The following is a 14,526-nucleotide window of genomic DNA, read 5'->3' on the forward strand; positions in this document are numbered from 1 at the left end:
GATCGGCCGCTCTACTCCGCCGCCATCTTCGCCGCCGGATTATTTGGATGCGTCGTCCAGTTGGCGTATTTGGGATCGATCTTCTTGCCGGTGCGCGGATCGGTGCCTTCCGTCATCTGCACCATGGTGATGCAGCTCTCGACCGGGCAGACCTCGACGCAGAGATTGCAGGCCACGCACTCCTCTTCGATCACTTCGAAATGGCGCTTGCCGTTCTTGGGCGCATTCGAGATCGCCTGATGCGAGGTGTCCTCACAGGCGGCATAGCAGCGCCCGCACTGGATGCATTTGTCCTGGTCGATATGCGCCTTGGCGACGTAGTTGAGATTGAGATACTGCCAGTCGGTGACATTGGGCACCGCCTTGCCGACGAGTTCGTCGAGATGCGTGAAGCCGCGCTCGTCCATCCAGTTCTCGAGGCCTGAGATCATCTCCTGCACGATCTTGAAGCCATAGGTCATGGCGGCGGTGCAGACTTGCGCCGTGCCGGCGCCGAGCAGGATGAATTCGAGCGCATCGCGCCAGTTGGTGATGCCGCCGATGCCGGAGATCGGCATGCCTTTCGTCTCGGCGTCGCGCGCGATCTCCGACACCATGGAGAGCGCGATCGGCTTCACCGCCGGACCGCAATAGCCGCCATGCGTGCCCTTGCCGTCGATCGTCGGCTCCGGCGCGAAACTGTCGAGATTGACGCTCATGATCGAATTGATCGTGTTGATCAGCGACACGGCGTCGGCGCCGCCCTGCTTGGCCGCGCGCGCCGGCTTCCTGACATCGGTGATATTGGGGGTGAGCTTGACGATCACCGGCATGCGCGTATTGGCCTTGCACCAGCGCGCCACCATCTCGATATATTCCGGCACCTGCCCGACCGCCGAACCCATGCCGCGTTCCGACATGCCATGCGGACAGCCGAAATTGAGCTCGACGCCGTCGCACGCCGTCTCCTCGACGCGCTTCAGGATAGCCGCCCAGTTCTGTTCCTCGCAGGGCACCATCAGCGAGACGATCATGGCGCGGTCCGGCCAGTCGCGCTTGACGCGCTTGATCTCGTCGAGATTGGTCTGCAGCGGCCGGTCGGTGATCAGTTCGATGTTGTTGAGGCCGAGCAGCCGCCGGTCGCCCGAATGGATGGCGCCATAACGCGGGCCGTTCACATTGACGATATGCGGGTCCTCGCCCAGCGTCTTCCACACGACGCCGCCCCAGCCCGCCTTGAACGCGCGGACCACATTGTATTCTTTATCCGTCGGCGGCGCCGAGGCGAGCCAGAACGGGTTCGGCGACTTGATGCCGACGAAATTGCTGCGGAGGTCTGCCATGGGGTTCTCCTTAGGCTGACAAATAGCTATGGATCGCTTCAGCGGCGCGCCGGCCGTCATCAACGGCAGCGACGGTGAGGTCCTGTCCGCCTGCCGCGCAATCGCCGCCTGCCCACACATCGGGCAGGCTGGTGCGGCGGGAAGCGTCGACCTTGATGCGTCCGCCGTCAAGCACGATCGCCTCCTTCATCGGCTCCGGCACGAAGGTCTGGCCGATCGCCTTGAAGATCATGTCGGCGGCGAGCTTGAAAGTCTCGCCGGTGCCCTGGAGCCTGCCCTTCTTCTCTTCCGTATATTCGCATTCGAGGCCGATGGCCTGGCCGTCCTTGACCAAAACCTTCCTCGGCATCACCCAATGCTTGATCTTGACGCCCTTGGTTTGCGCCAGTTCCTGCTCGAAGCCGGAGGCCTTCATCTGCTCGGCGCCGCGCCGATAGAGAATGGTGACGTCCTCGGCGCCCAGAAGCTTCGACTGCACCGCGATATCGATGGCGGTCATGCCGCCGCCGATCACCAGCACCTTGCGCCCGACCGCCAATTTGCCCAGGTCTTTCGCCTGGCGAAGCTCAGCGATGTAGTCGACCGCATCCTCGACGCCATCGCTCTCCTCATGGCGCGTGTTGAGCGCGTTGACGCCCTGCAATCCCATGCCGAGGAACACGGCGTCGTAGTCCTTGCGCAAGGTCTCGAGCCCGATCTGCTTGCCCAGCGCCTTGCCGTGCTCGATGGCGATGCCGCCGATACCGAGGATGAAATCGACTTCGTCTTGAGCGAAGCCGTCGACGGTCTTGTAGGCCGCGATACCATATTCGTTGAGGCCGCCCGATTTCTTGCGCGCCTCGAAGATCGTGACGTCATGGCCATGCAATGCCAGGCGGTGAGCGCAAGCGAGGCCCGCCGGCCCCGCCCCGATAACCGCCACTTTCTTGCCCGTCGCTGCCGCTCGTTGGAAGGGATGCTCCTTGGAGCGCATCAGCGTGTCGGTGGCATAGCGCTGCAGGAGGCCTATCTTGACCGGCTTGCCTTCCGCTTTTTCACGGACGCAGGCTTCCTCGCACAAGGTTTCGGTCGGGCAGACGCGGGCGCACATGCCGCCCAATATGTTCTGCTCGAAGATCGTCTCGGCGGCCCCGTTCGGATTGCCGGCGCCGATCTGGCGGATGAACAGCGGAATGTCGATCGAGGTTGGGCAAGCCTGCTGGCAAGGCGCGTCGTAGCAGAAATAGCACCGGTCGCTCTCGACCAGAGCCTCATGCGTGCTGAGCGGCGGATGCAGGTCGCTGAAATTTTTCGCATAGGCGTCTTTCGGCAGACGCCGGCCCGCAATGTCGGGATGGCCCATGGGTAGTCTCCTCGCATCCGGTCTTTGCGCCGGTCAAGAAATACTGAATCAGTTTTCTCATTTGGTCAAATTATTTATCAAAAGGTCAAAAAATGAGTGGGAGGCCCATAGGTCTGATCGTCCTAGCCTTGTGCTTGCGGCGCGTAATCGGCGCCGTTCACCGCTTTCGGCCGCCCGTCGAGATGGAGCGCCGTCACTCTGAGCGGCGCCTCGGCGATCACCTCGCCGCGCTTGACGACGAAGAGCCGCTGCGGCTTGAGCCTGATCGCCTCGATCGGATCCCCGGCCTGCAGCACCACCATGTCGGCATGACATCCCTTCTCCAGGCCATAGCCATCGAGATGCATCGCCTTGGCGGGATTTACCGTCACCGCATCGAAGCACCAACGCATGCCTTCGCGGCTCGTCATCTGCGCCACATGCACGCCCATATGGGCCGCCTCCAGCATGTCGCCCTGGCCCAGCGAATACCAGGGGTCGAGCATGCAATCTTGGCCGAAAGAGACATTGATGCCGGCCTGGCGCAGTTCCGGCACTCGCGTCATGCCGCGCCGCTTGGGGTAGGTGTCGTGCCGGCCTTGAATTGTGATGTTGATGAGCGGATTGGGCGTCGCATGAAGCTGCGCCTCCACCATCAGCGCCATCAGCTTCGACACGTAATAATTGTCCATCGAATGCATGGAGGTGAGATGCGATCCGACTACCCGGCCATGGAGACCGAGCCTTTGCGTTTCATAGGCGAGAGCCTCGACATGGCGCGACATCGGATCATCCGTCTCGTCGCAATGGATATCGACCAGGAGGCCGCGCTTCGCCGCGATCTCACACAAGGCTTTGAGGCTCTCGGCACCATCCGCCATGGTGCGCTCGAAATGCGGAATCCCGCCCACCACATCGACACCCATATCGAGAGCGCGCTCGAGATTTTTTGCCGCTGTGGGCGAGCGGTAATAGCCGTCCTGCGGGAAGGCGACGATCTGCAGATCGATATAGGGTGCGATCTTCTTGCGCACATCGAGCAGCGCCTCGACACAGAGCAAGCGGTCGTCGCATACATCGACATGGGTGCGGATGGCGAGCAGCCCCTGTGACACCGCGAGGTCGCAATAGCGCAGCGCCCGCTCGATGACGGCCTCATGGGTGAGGAGCGGCTTGAGCTCGCCCCACAGCGCGATGCCTTCGAGCAGCGTGCCTGAGCGGTTGAGCCGCGGCTGGCCAAGCGAGAGGGTCGCATCCATGTGGAAATGCGCATCGACGAAGGGCGGCGAGACGAGATAGCCCAAGGCGTCGATCTCGCGGGCGCCGGCGATCGCCGGCACCGTGCCGATCTCGGCGATACGGCCGTTGCGGCACAATATGCTCTGCCCCGTCCGGCCATCGGGCAGGGTCGCGTTTCTGACGATCAGATCACTGGTCATGGGCTCCGCTCACAGAAGGAGTGTCCCGCTTCGCATACTCAAGAGTCGCGGAGAGCTCAATATGAGCCGAGCCCCCCACCCGTCTCCTCGCTTCGCGAGGATCCACCCTCCCCGCGCAGGCGCGCGCGGGAGGGAGATGTTCAACTTCTCCCTTCCCGCTCTTGCGGGGAGGGTGGCGCGCAGCGCCGGGTGGGGCCTACCCCTTCCTCGCCTGGAGCGAGAAGGAAAGCGCCAGCTGCGCATGGTCCGCGGGCAGGCGGTAGAGCCCGTCTTCACCGGCCGTCATATTGGGGAAGAGCGGCCAGGTCAGCGCCGGATGCTCGTGCAGCCAGTCGAGGCTCATGCCCGCCGCGATGAGGCCGTTGATGATGTCGGACAGCGGATGCTGCCACTCATAGACCTTCTTGTTGACGAGAATGTCGGCGGCACCGGTATAGGTGTTTTGCGTCTCGTCGCTGATGGGCACATCCTTGGGCGTGCGCCAGTCGAAGCGCGGCGCGACGCGGCCGTTGACCCAGTCGAAGGGAAGAACATTCGGATGGCTTTCGGCAAGATAAAGCCGCCCGCCGGACTTGAGGAGCGAGGCGACGACCTTGGCCCATTGCGCGATATCCGGCAGCCAGTTGATAGCGCCCCAGGTGACATAGACCATATCGAAGTCGCCCGAGAGAAGCTGGCGCGCGTCATAGACATTGCCTTCGACGAATTGCGCATCGACGGCGAGTCGCGTGGCGAGCGCGCCGGCCTCCTTGACGGCGGCCGATGAGAAATCGAGCCCGACAACCGAGGCGCCGCGCCTGGCAAGACAGATCGAATCGAGGCCGAAATGGCATTGCAGATGCGCGATGCGCAGACCTTTCACATCGCCGATCTCTGACGCCTCTATGGCATTGAGCTTGTCGCCGCCATCGAGAACCTTCTGCACATCATAGAAGCCGGTCTCATCGCGGCGATGAATCGCCACGCGCTCGTCCCAGCTCTTGCGGTTGGCGTCGAAATAACTCTGCTTGTCCATGTGAATTCCCCGAAAAGGAAACGGGCCAGCTCGATGAGCCGGCCCGCGCCAATCTCAATAAGCTGAAACTTGGATTATGCCTTGTCGGCTTCGCTCGCTTCGGTCGCCGGAACGGCATCCGAAGTGGTCGGCACCATGGCGCGCTGCTTCTCGGCGATACGCGCCGACTTGCCGGTGCGGCCACGCAGGTAATAGAGCTTGGCGCGGCGCACATGGCCGCGGCGCACCACCTTGATCGAGTCGATCAGCGGCGAATAGACCGGGAAGACGCGCTCCACGCCTTCGCCATAGGAAATCTTGCGAACCGTGAAGTTCTCGTTCAGGCCGCCGCCCGAACGCGCGATCACCACGCCTTCATAGGCCTGCACGCGGCTGCGGTCGCCTTCGACGACCTTCACATTCACGATGACCGTGTCGCCGGGGGCAAATTCGGGAACGGCGCGCTTCGCAGCCACCACCGCTACTTGCTCTTTTTCGAGCTGTTCGATGATATTCATGACAATCAGTCCTTTTGGAGTTGCGGCTCTTTACCTGCTGAGCCGGGTAAAATCAATTCTTTCTCTGCACATAAGCCTGCCAAAGATCGGCGCGGCGTATCTCGGTCAGCCTTTCCCGCTGCTCCTTCTTCCAGCGGGCCATCGCCTTATGGTCGCCGGAGAGTAAAACCTCAGGAATCTCAAGGCCTTCCCAGCTCCGTGGGCGAGTATATTGCGGCTGCTCCAGGAGCCCGTCCTCGAAGCTCTCCTCGAAACCCGACCGCTCATCGCCCATGACGCCCGGCAACAGCCTCACCACTGCGTCCAAAAGCGCCAGCGCGGCCGGCTCGCCGCCCGACAGGACGAAATCCCCAAGCGAGACCTCGCGCAGCTGTCGCCGCTCGATCACCCTTTCATCCACGCCCTCGAACCGGCCGCAGATGATGAGGGCCCCGGGTCCCGCCGCCAGATGCCGGACCAACCCTTGCGTAAGACGTTCGCCGCGTGGGCTCATCAGAAGCCTCGGCCCCTGATGTTCGGCCTGGTCGATCGCCGCCGCGAGGATATCGGGCTTGATCACCATGCCGGGCCCGCCGCCCGCCGGGGAATCGTCCACCGTGCGGTGCCGGTTGGTGGCGGAGCTGCGGATATCGCGCACCTCCATCGACCAGATGCCACCGCTGAGCGCCTTGCCGGCGAGCGAGGTGCCGAGCGGCCCCGGAAACATCTCCGGGAACAGCGTCAGGATGGTGGCGTGCCAGCTCATTGGTCGTCGGGCACGCCATCATCCAGATAGGTCTCGGGCAGATCGAGTGTGAGCTCGGCCTTCTCGAGATCGATCCTCGGCACATAGTCTTCGGCGAAAGGCACCAGGACCGTCTCTTTCACGCCGTCACGGCGGATTTCGAGAAGATCGCCGGCGCCGTAATTCGGCACCGCGATCACCGTCCCGAATTTCTCGCCGCTGGCACTCACCGCCGTCACCCCGATGAGATCGGCCAGATAGACCTCATCACCCTCGGGTTCCGGCAATTGCGCGCGCTCGAGAAACAGCTCGGCCCCTTTCAGGGTCTCGGCCCGGTTGCGGTCGCGCACGCCCTTGAGGACGGCGATGAAGCCTTCCTTCTGGGCTCTGAGCTTCTCGATCTCGAGGCTTTCGCCCCGCGCGGTGATGAGAGGCCCATAGGAGGCGATCGCCTCGGGATCGCCGGTGAAGCTCCTGAGCTTCACCTCGCCCTTGATGCCATGCGCAGCCGTAATGACACCGGCCAGCACTTTAGCGCCGGGCGCGACCATCCCTCAGTCTCAGCTCTGCGACGCGGCGGCAGCTTCAGCGGCCTTGGCGGCGGCGTCGGCGGCAGCCTTCTCGCGCTCCTGGCGCTTCTTGCCGGGCAGAGCCTTCTTCGGGTTGTTGCGGGCGTCACGCTTCTTGAGGCCGGCCTTGTCGAGGAAGCGCAGCACGCGGTCGGTCGGCTGGGCGCCCTTCTTCAACCAGGCGGCGGCCTTCTCGGCGTCGAGCTTCACGCGATTCTCGTCGGTCTTGCCGAGCATCGGGTTGAAGGCGCCGACGACGTCGATGAACTTGCCATCGCGCGGCGAGGCCGCATCGGCGACCACGATGTGGTAATAGGGCCGCTTCTTGGTGCCGGCGCGCGACAGTCGGATCTTGAGGGACATTCTAGTTCTCCTTGGAAGTTTCAGTATTGGTTATGCAGATAGACGTGGTGTTTTTTGCCTTTGAGGAGGAATTCACCCTCCCTCCTGGCGCCAAGCTTCTCGGCGACGCGCTGCGAGGCCGTGTTGCCGGGATCGATGTAGCTGACGAGACGCGCAAGCTTGAGGGTGCGATAGCCGTGCGCGCGGGCGCGCTCAGCCGCTTCGCTGGCAAAGCCCTTGCCGCGGAATTCCGGCATGATACCCCAGCCGATTTCCGGATCGCCCCAGCCGTCGGGAAACCATAGACCGCACTGCCCGGCGAATTTTCCGCTCGCGCGGTCCTCGAGGGCCCATGGCCCGTAGCCGCGCAATTGCCAATGGCCGATGAAGAGGCCGACACGGCGCCAGACATCGCTGCGCGCGACATCGCCGCTGTCATAGACAGTGACCGATTGCGGGTCGCGATAGAAGTCGAAGAGCGGATCGACGTCGCTTTCGCGCCACTGGCGCAAGCGCAGCCTTTCTGTCTCGAATTCGGGATGGGCCATGTCATTTCTTCTTGCCCAGTCCCGGCAAGCCTTTGAAGGTGGGCCCGCCCAGGCCCGGCAGGCCGCCAAGACCCGGAAGTCTGCCCGCGCCGAGCCCCGGAAGGCCCGCCGGCAGCTTCGGCATGTCGGGGAGTGCCCCGCCCTGCATCATGTCCTTCAGCTCGGCCGGGATCGCATTGGGATCCATCTTGGCGAGCTCGGCCTGCATCTTTTCGAGCTCCGCCGCGTCGGGGGCGCCCTTGCCGCCGAACATGCGGCTCATCAGGCCTTTGCTGCCGCCCATCTTCTTCATCATATCCGCCATCTGGATATGCATCTTGAGCAGCCGGTTGATCTCCTCGACCTTGGTGCCCGAGCCCGCCGCCACGCGCTTCTTGCGCGACGCGTTCATCACCTTGGGGTTGCGCTTCTCGAATTTCGTCATCGATCCGATGATCGCCATCTGGCGTTTCAGCACCGAATTGTCGAGATCGGCGCCTTCGAGCTGCTTCTTGATCTTGCCCATGCCGGGCAGCAATCCCATCATGCCCGACATGCCGCCGAGCTTCTGCAGCTGGCGCAGCTGATCGGCGAGATCCTCGAGATCAAAGGCGCCCTTCTTCATCCGCTCGGCGATGCGCTTCGCCTTCTCGGCGTCGATCGTCTGCGCGGCGCGCTCGACCAGGCTGACCACGTCGCCCATGCCGAGAATGCGCCCGGCGATGCGCTGCGGGTGGAAATCCTCGAGCCCGTCGAGCTTCTCGCCGGTGCCCATGAGCTTGATCGGCTTGCCGGTGACGGCGCGCATCGACAGAGCGGCGCCGCCGCGGCCGTCGCCGTCGATACGGGTCAGCACGATGCCGGTGATGCCGATCTTCTCGTCGAAGCTCTTCGCCAGATTGACGGCGTCCTGTCCGGTCAGCGCGTCGGCGACCAGCAGCGTCTCGTTCGGCTTGGCGATATCGCGCACCGCGGCTGCTTCGGCCAGGAGCTCCTCATCGATATGGAGACGGCCTGCGGTGTCGAGCATGACCACATCGAAGCCGCCGCGCCGTGCTTCCGACATCGCCCGCTTGGCGATCTCGACCGGCGTCTGGCCCTTGACGATGGGGAGCGTCTCGACGCCCGTCTGCTGGCCGAGAATGGCGAGCTGTTCCTGCGCGGCGGGCCGCCGCGTGTCGAGCGAGGCCATCAGGACTTTGCGCTTCTCGCGCTCCTGCAGGCGCTTGGCGATCTTGGCGGTGGTGGTCGTCTTGCCCGAACCCTGCAAACCCACCATCAGGATCGGCACCGGCGGCGAGGCCCTGAGATTGAGTGCAGCACCTTCCGAGCCCAGCGTCTCGACCATCGCATCATGGACGATCTTGACGACCATCTGGCCGGGGGTCACCGATTTGACCACTTCGGCGCCGACCGCCTTTTCCCTCACCTTGTCGATGAAGCCACGCACCACATCCAGCGCCACGTCGGCTTCGAGCAAGGCCCGGCGGACCTCGCGCATCGCCGCATCGACATCGGCCTCCGACAGCGCACCGCGCCCGGTGAGCTTGTCGAGAATGCCGGAAAGCCGCTCTTGCAGTGTGTCAAACATACTCGTTTCCTTTAGAGCCTTCCCGGTCGGATCATCCGATCCGACCGGGTAAAACGCTCGAAAACATTAGTCCTGCACGCTTCCTTATCGCCAAAGTCGAACAACTTTGGCGGGAAGCGCGCCACTCAAACGCAAAAAACACCCGGGGGCGCCACGCGCTGCCGGATGCCGGCTCATCACCTCCCGGGATCAATCCCATGTGTGATAAGGCCCTGAGACGTTCAAGCGTCTTGAAATTCAGGCGTGTTCTAGAGACAGGGCCCACAAAAGTCAATCTTAAGCCCTGATAGGACGATCCCCCTATGTTAGGTGCCGGCAAACCTGGAGAGCGGCCGCCTCGCCAGAGAGCCTGGCCCCGGCACAGGTCTGGACAAGCGTTCCCCCCAGTGCCTCGCCGGCGAAGAAGATGCGTTCGCCCACCGGTTCCATCAGGCTTTTGCGGGCCCCGGCGAAGCCGGGCCGCGCCGACGCATAGGCGCCCCGTGTGAAGGGATTGGCGCCCCAGTCGGTCATGGCGGTGCGCCCGATCTGCTTCTCGATGCCTGCGCCGAAGGTGCGCGCCAGGTTCTGCACCGCGAAGTCGACCGCCGCGGCCTCTCCCGCCGCCGACAGCTCCCAGGCGAAGTCGCCGCCGACGAAGCCGACGACCAGATCGCAGTCGAAGGGGAAGCACAGGAAATAGACATCGTGATGCCCGTGGCGCTCGATGAGAACGTCCTCGAAGGGCCTGAGGCCCAGCCGGTCGCCTTTGATCTCGAGCGGGATCTTGGTGAGAAGCCCCATCGGCAGATTGTGGATCGCCTCGTCCTGCGCCAAGGGCAGATCCGGCGAAAAGCGCAATCCCCCGAAGGCCAGAACACCCGTCGACACGGTCACGATCGCCGTCTTGGCCGACACCTCGCCGCGCGGCGTCTCGGCGACGACGCCGGGCCCGTCCCAGCGCAGCCTCTTGACCGGCGTATCGAGCTCCACCGCGATCGATTTCGCCCAATTGGCGACGATGGCGCCGAAGCCTTCGCGCACCAGGAAATTGGGATCGAGATCGGCCGCCGACATGAGGTCGGCCACCGATATTTCATCCGTATCCTGAGCAAAATCCATGGGCCCGGCATAGGTCGCGGCCGCCGCGCCTATGGAGCTCACCTCGAGCAGCTCGGCGAGCCTGTCGCCCTTCGCGGTCTTGTGCTCGAGGACAGAGGAAAGCTCGAAATCGGCCTTGAACATCTTCGCCATCTCGACCGCGGTGGCGCGCCGCGACCCAAAATAGAGCCGGTCGAGATTGAGATCGTGATGCTGCAGCGTGGCGCCTTGCGCGATGGCCTCGTCGAAGAACGGATTGCGGTCGGCGGCATGGAGCCAGGCGCAGCCCCAGTCGAAGGGCACGCCGAATTTGTCGCTGACGGTCAGGGCCCGCCCGCCGATGCGGCTCTGCGCTTCGAGCACGCGCACGCTCTTGCCTTGGGCGATGAGCGCCTTGGCGGCGCCGAGGCCGGCGGCGCCGGCGCCCACGATCAGGACATCTGCTGCTGACGTCATGCTGCGCTCCCTAGATCACGATCACTTCAGGTCGGTTCGACCTGAAGTGATAACGTGATCGGAATCTTATGTTTAGCGCGTGATCGGACGGAAAACCGGTGCCACTTTTCCTGATCACGCGCTAGCGCCCTCTCCCGTAACGTCAGAATGTCTTGACGGACTGCCTTAGGCAAGCCTCAATTGGCCGGCGACAGCAGCAGCCCTCTCCGCGACCGGTCCTCCTTCACGAAATAGACCATGATGCCGGCCAGCACAGCGGTGCCGAAGGCGGCCCACCACATTTCCGTGTAGCGGGCGAAGAGGTCGAACAGATAGCCGCCCATGAAGGAGCCGAGCGCGCCGCCCAGCGCATGGCCGCCGCTGATCAGTCCCATGGCGAGGCCCATGATCTTGAGCCCCAGATGCGAGGCGGCGAGGCTGGCGGTCGGCGGCACCGTCGAATAATCGAAAATGCCGTAGATGAAGGCGAAGAGGATCAGCATCTCGTAGCTCGTGCCCACCTGCATGAGGACCAGGAACGAGAAGGAGCGCACAATATAGATGGTGCCCAGAAGCAACGGCCGGTTGACCCGGTCGGTGAGCCAGCCCGACAGGAACATGCCGCCGAGATTGATGGCCATGATGGCGCCATAGACGCCCGAGGCCGGCACCGGGGGAAGCCGCAAAAGGCGGCATAGGGCAGGAAATGCGTCTCGATGGCGCCGGTGGTGGTGACGCCGCAGATGAAGAAGCTCCAATAGAGTATCTGGAAGGTCGGATTGGTGAGCAGGAATTTGAGCCGCGTCCACAGCGCCTCCTGCGGTTCGGCGAGCACCGCCTTGTCCTCTGCCTCTGCCCCTGCCGGCGGCTTGAGCGCCACCCAGATGACCGCCGCCATGACGAGGCAGACCACCGCGACCGCGACGATGCTCCACCGCCAACTCACATAAGCGAGCCCCGCGGTGACGAGCGGAACAGTGACGAACTGTCCGGCGGTGGCGCCCGAATTGGCGATGCCGGTGGCAAGTCCCCTCTGCTCGCTGAACAGCTTGGCGACGGCGGTCGAGATCAGATGCATGTTGGCGGTGGCGAAGCCCACGCCGCCGACGAGCCCGTAGCCGACAATATAAAGTGCGGCGACCGGATAGGCGGCGAAGATCAGAAGGCCTGCCGCCACGACAAGCAGCCCCAGGGTGAGCATGAGACGGGCGCCATAGCGGTCGGCGAGATTGCCGGCGATCGGCGCCACGATGGCGATCATCACCAGCGCCACCGATTGGCCCGTGCCGATGAAGGTTTTCGACCAGCCGAGCGTTCTCGTCCAGTCGTCGGTCATGATGGCGACGACCTGGCGCGCCGACATCACGATGGAAAGGACGGCGAAGCACAACCACACCACGACCCAGGGATTGATCCGGCGCGCGATGTCTGGGGAAGAGTCGGAAATGCTGGTCATGCCCGGCAGATGGCCAGCCGGGCAAGCGTCAGTCCAGCGAATTTATTTGATGAACCCATCGCGGATGCTGATGGATCGGATTCCCTTATACCCTCGCCCCCAATGCGAAGCATCGGGAGGGTGAGGGGGAACTGACAGCAGTCACTCTGACAATTCACCAGGATCGTGCTGCTGGTTTCCCCCTCACCCTAACCCTCTCCCCCGCAGGGGGAGAGGGGATCTTTCAACAGCGATTTTCAAATACGCTGTCTCAAAAAGGCAACCAAATGCGCCGCCATGAGAAGGTGGAACTAGCTCTGCGGCCGGTTGCGCAGCGCTTCGGCCTGCGCGTAGAAGCGCTTTTCCCATTCCTTGTGATTGTCGAGGCCTTCGCGGATGAACGGCGTGAACAGCGCGATGTTCATCAGCAGCCAGTTGACGAAATTGCCCGGGAAACGCATCGGCTTCACGAAATCGACGAACAGCACGACCCGCGTCTTGTCGGAATGGTTCCACGCCTCGTGCTCATAGGCGTCGTCGAAAATCAGGACCTTGCCTTCGCTCCAATGGCAAATCTGGTCGTTGACCCGGATGGCGATCTTGTCGCGCGGCTCCGGCACGATCATCCCGAGATGCATGCGCAGCACGCCATTATAGGGGCCGCGATGGGCGGGGAGATGCTTCCCCGGCTCGAAGATCGAGAACATGGCAGTCTTGAGTCCCGGGATGGCCTGCACGGCCTTCCAGGTTTCGGGGCACTGCGCGATGTTCTGTTCCGACTTCATGCCGAAGGCGAGCAGGAAAAAGGTCTTCCAGCCCTGGTCGGTGCTGATCGTCTTCACGTCGGACGAGATGTCCTGGAAATTCGGCAGTTCCGACTTGCGCACCAGCACGCGCTCGAGCTCGGCCCGGATCGCCGGGTACGCCTTCTCGACCTCGGCCGCCCAGGGGAAGGCCTTGTTGTCGTAGACGGGCGGATTGCCGAGCTTGGCGCATTTCAGATTGAGCTTCTCGGCCTTGGCGACGATGTTCATGAAGAAGCGCGTGACGGCGCTCGGTCGGTCCATGGGAGCGACGCCGGCGGTTCCGAATTTTTGCTGGGCTTCCTCCTGCTTCGCAGGAGAGAACGCACGGTCCGTGGTATTTGCAGTCATGATGTCACCGGTTATGGCCGCATCGTGGCGGCTCTATGGCAGAAACTTTGCTTAGGTCACGACCGCTTCAGACCCTACGCCCGAAATGGTAAACATGATCGAAATCCTGTATTTAGTGCGCAATCGGACGGCAAACTGCGGACCACTTCTCCTGATTACGCGTTAGGGGTTAGCAAAAGGCTAGCCTTTTCTGGAGCTTTCACCATATAAACCGGCCATGAACGGGTTGGCACCCATGCAATTCCGCAAGATGAACGGGCTCGGCAACGACTTTGTCGTGCTCGACGCCCGCTTGCGCCCGCTATCCATAAGTCAGGACAAAGCCCGCGCCATAGCCGACCGTAAATCCGGCATCGGCTGCGACCAGCTCATCGTGCTGGAGCCGTCGAGCACGGCCGATGTCCTCATGCGCATCTGGAACAATGAGGGCTTCGAGGTCGAATCCTGCGGCAACGCGTCCCGCTGCATCGCCGACATTCTCTTCGAGGAGAAGCGCAAGACGCTCGCCACCATAGATACCAAGGGCGGTTTCCTCGTCTGCGAGAAGGGTGGCGACGGGCTGGTGACAGTCGACATGGGAGCTCCCCGTTTCAGCTGGCGCGACATCCCCTTGTCCGAACCCTTCGCCGACACCCGCCATATCGAACTTCAGCTGGGGCCCATTGACGCGCCATTGATCCATTCGCCCTCGGTCGTGAATGTCGGCAATCCGCATTGCATCTTCTGGGTCAAGGATCTGGACATTGTCGACCTCGCCAAGGCCGGGCCGATGCTCGAGCATCATCCGCTCTTCCCGGAGCGCGCCAATATCTCGCTCGCGAGGGTCGACGCCAAGGATCATATCACGCTCAAGGTGTGGGAGCGCGGCGCCGGCCTGACGCGCGCCTGTGGTACAGCCGCCTGCGCCGTCGTGGCGGCGGCGGCCCGCATCAAGCTTACGCACCGCAAAGCCACCGTGACTTTGCCGGGCGGCGACCTCCTCATCGATTGGCGCGAAGCCGACGATCACATTTTGATGACCGGGCCGGTCACTTATGAATATGAGGGTGTACTGCCCGCTCATCTCACGGTGTGA

15 protein-coding genes and 1 pseudogene (1 of these 16 running past the window's edge) are annotated in these 14,526 nt (G+C 63.1%); 1 reads left to right on the forward strand and 15 read right to left on the reverse strand.

Annotated features, from left to right (window positions below):
- From G5V57_RS07650 to G5V57_RS07720, 15 genes and pseudogenes are all read right to left on the reverse strand, one after another.
- Positions 1 to 12, reverse strand: a pseudogene (locus tag G5V57_RS07650) (transposase); its annotated part reaches 503 nt to the left of the window's first position; the annotation flags it as partial.
- Entirely contained in the window at positions 12 to 1,322 is a 1,311-nt protein-coding gene (gene preA, locus G5V57_RS07655) for an NAD-dependent dihydropyrimidine dehydrogenase subunit PreA (RefSeq protein ID WP_165166938.1), read from the reverse strand. The pseudogene G5V57_RS07650 and the gene preA, both read right to left, overlap by 1 nt.
- Positions 1,323 to 1,332: 10 nt before the next feature.
- The gene (locus G5V57_RS07660) at positions 1,333 to 2,664 is read right to left on the reverse strand and encodes an NAD(P)-dependent oxidoreductase (protein ID WP_165166939.1); all 1,332 of its coding nucleotides are present in this window, start codon (positions 2,662 to 2,664) and stop codon (positions 1,333 to 1,335) included.
- 122 nt (positions 2,665 to 2,786) lie between these two features.
- Positions 2,787 to 4,082 carry an amidohydrolase family protein gene (locus tag G5V57_RS07665; protein ID WP_165166940.1) on the reverse strand — a complete coding sequence of 432 codons (1,296 nt, stop codon included), beginning with the start codon at positions 4,080 to 4,082 and terminating at the stop codon, positions 2,787 to 2,789.
- A gap of 196 nt (positions 4,083 to 4,278) precedes the next feature.
- Positions 4,279 to 5,097, reverse strand: coding sequence for a bifunctional 2-polyprenyl-6-hydroxyphenol methylase/3-demethylubiquinol 3-O-methyltransferase UbiG (locus G5V57_RS07670; RefSeq protein ID WP_165166941.1), 819 nt, complete (start codon positions 5,095 to 5,097; stop codon positions 4,279 to 4,281).
- A gap of 74 nt (positions 5,098 to 5,171) precedes the next feature.
- Positions 5,172 to 5,594, reverse strand: coding sequence for a 50S ribosomal protein L19 (gene rplS, locus G5V57_RS07675; RefSeq protein ID WP_165166942.1), 423 nt, complete (start codon positions 5,592 to 5,594; stop codon positions 5,172 to 5,174).
- Positions 5,595 to 5,646: 52 nt separating this feature from the next.
- Positions 5,647 to 6,339, reverse strand: a complete 693-nt coding sequence (trmD, locus tag G5V57_RS07680; protein WP_165166943.1) for a tRNA (guanosine(37)-N1)-methyltransferase TrmD — start codon at positions 6,337 to 6,339, stop codon at positions 5,647 to 5,649.
- Positions 6,336 to 6,869 carry a ribosome maturation factor RimM gene (gene rimM, locus G5V57_RS07685; RefSeq protein ID WP_165166944.1) on the reverse strand — a complete coding sequence of 178 codons (534 nt, stop codon included), beginning with the start codon at positions 6,867 to 6,869 and terminating at the stop codon, positions 6,336 to 6,338. The genes trmD and rimM overlap by 4 nt, the downstream gene beginning before the upstream one ends.
- A gap of 9 nt (positions 6,870 to 6,878) precedes the next feature.
- Positions 6,879 to 7,250, reverse strand: a complete 372-nt coding sequence (rpsP, locus tag G5V57_RS07690; RefSeq protein WP_165166945.1) for a 30S ribosomal protein S16 — start codon at positions 7,248 to 7,250, stop codon at positions 6,879 to 6,881.
- A gap of 20 nt (positions 7,251 to 7,270) precedes the next feature.
- On the reverse strand, positions 7,271 to 7,777 hold the full coding sequence (locus G5V57_RS07695) for a GNAT family N-acetyltransferase (protein WP_165166946.1): 507 nt from the start codon (positions 7,775 to 7,777) through the stop codon (positions 7,271 to 7,273).
- Between the two features lies 1 nt (position 7,778).
- The gene (gene ffh / locus G5V57_RS07700) at positions 7,779 to 9,347 is read right to left on the reverse strand and encodes a signal recognition particle protein (protein WP_165166947.1); all 1,569 of its coding nucleotides are present in this window, start codon (positions 9,345 to 9,347) and stop codon (positions 7,779 to 7,781) included.
- 300 nt (positions 9,348 to 9,647) lie between these two features.
- Complete coding sequence (locus G5V57_RS07705) at positions 9,648 to 10,883, reverse strand: NAD(P)/FAD-dependent oxidoreductase (RefSeq protein ID WP_165166948.1); 1,236 nt, start codon at positions 10,881 to 10,883, stop codon at positions 9,648 to 9,650.
- A 176-nt stretch (positions 10,884 to 11,059) separates the two neighbouring features.
- Positions 11,060 to 11,476: an MFS transporter gene (locus tag G5V57_RS07710; RefSeq protein WP_246737671.1), complete on the reverse strand. Its 417-nt coding sequence runs from the start codon at positions 11,474 to 11,476 to the stop codon at positions 11,060 to 11,062.
- Complete coding sequence (locus G5V57_RS07715; protein WP_165166950.1) at positions 11,359 to 12,318, reverse strand: MFS transporter; 960 nt, start codon at positions 12,316 to 12,318, stop codon at positions 11,359 to 11,361. The genes G5V57_RS07710 and G5V57_RS07715 overlap by 118 nt, the downstream gene beginning before the upstream one ends.
- Before the next feature lie 290 nt (positions 12,319 to 12,608).
- Positions 12,609 to 13,451: an aspartyl/asparaginyl beta-hydroxylase domain-containing protein gene (locus G5V57_RS07720; RefSeq protein WP_165166951.1), complete on the reverse strand. Its 843-nt coding sequence runs from the start codon at positions 13,449 to 13,451 to the stop codon at positions 12,609 to 12,611.
- A gap of 217 nt (positions 13,452 to 13,668) precedes the next feature.
- Between G5V57_RS07720 and dapF the strand changes: the two genes are divergently transcribed.
- Complete coding sequence (gene dapF, locus G5V57_RS07725) at positions 13,669 to 14,526, forward strand: diaminopimelate epimerase (RefSeq protein WP_165166952.1); 858 nt, start codon at positions 13,669 to 13,671, stop codon at positions 14,524 to 14,526.

The organism is Nordella sp. HKS 07 (assembly GCF_011046735.1).
Taxonomy (GTDB): domain Bacteria; phylum Pseudomonadota; class Alphaproteobacteria; order Rhizobiales; family Aestuariivirgaceae; genus Taklimakanibacter.

Bases quoted from the DNA above. Each gene is read 5' to 3' on its own strand.
- G5V57_RS07695 (WP_165166946.1), bottom strand. From the start codon at position 7,777: ATGGCCCATCCCGAATTCGAGACAGAAAGGCTGCGCTTGCGCCAGTGG.
- G5V57_RS07670 (WP_165166941.1), bottom strand. From the start codon at position 5,097: ATGGACAAGCAGAGTTATTTCGACGCCAACCGCAAGAGCTGGGACGAG.
- rplS (WP_165166942.1), bottom strand. From the start codon at position 5,594: ATGAATATCATCGAACAGCTCGAAAAAGAGCAAGTAGCGGTGGTGGCT.
- ffh (WP_165166947.1), bottom strand. From the start codon at position 9,347: ATGTTTGACACACTGCAAGAGCGGCTTTCCGGCATTCTCGACAAGCTC.
- G5V57_RS07660 (WP_165166939.1), bottom strand. From the start codon at position 2,664: ATGGGCCATCCCGACATTGCGGGCCGGCGTCTGCCGAAAGACGCCTAT.
- G5V57_RS07665 (WP_165166940.1), bottom strand. From the start codon at position 4,082: ATGACCAGTGATCTGATCGTCAGAAACGCGACCCTGCCCGATGGCCGG.
- G5V57_RS07720 (WP_165166951.1), bottom strand. From the start codon at position 13,451: ATGACTGCAAATACCACGGACCGTGCGTTCTCTCCTGCGAAGCAGGAG.
- G5V57_RS07705 (WP_165166948.1), bottom strand. From the start codon at position 10,883: ATGACGTCAGCAGCAGATGTCCTGATCGTGGGCGCCGGCGCCGCCGGC.
- G5V57_RS07715 (WP_165166950.1), bottom strand. From the start codon at position 12,318: ATGACCAGCATTTCCGACTCTTCCCCAGACATCGCGCGCCGGATCAAT.
- preA (WP_165166938.1), bottom strand. From the start codon at position 1,322: ATGGCAGACCTCCGCAGCAATTTCGTCGGCATCAAGTCGCCGAACCCG.
- trmD (WP_165166943.1), bottom strand. From the start codon at position 6,339: ATGAGCTGGCACGCCACCATCCTGACGCTGTTCCCGGAGATGTTTCCG.
- rpsP (WP_165166945.1), bottom strand. From the start codon at position 7,250: ATGTCCCTCAAGATCCGACTGTCGCGCGCCGGCACCAAGAAGCGGCCC.
- dapF (WP_165166952.1), top strand. From the start codon at position 13,669: ATGAACGGGTTGGCACCCATGCAATTCCGCAAGATGAACGGGCTCGGC.
- rimM (WP_165166944.1), bottom strand. From the start codon at position 6,869: ATGGTCGCGCCCGGCGCTAAAGTGCTGGCCGGTGTCATTACGGCTGCG.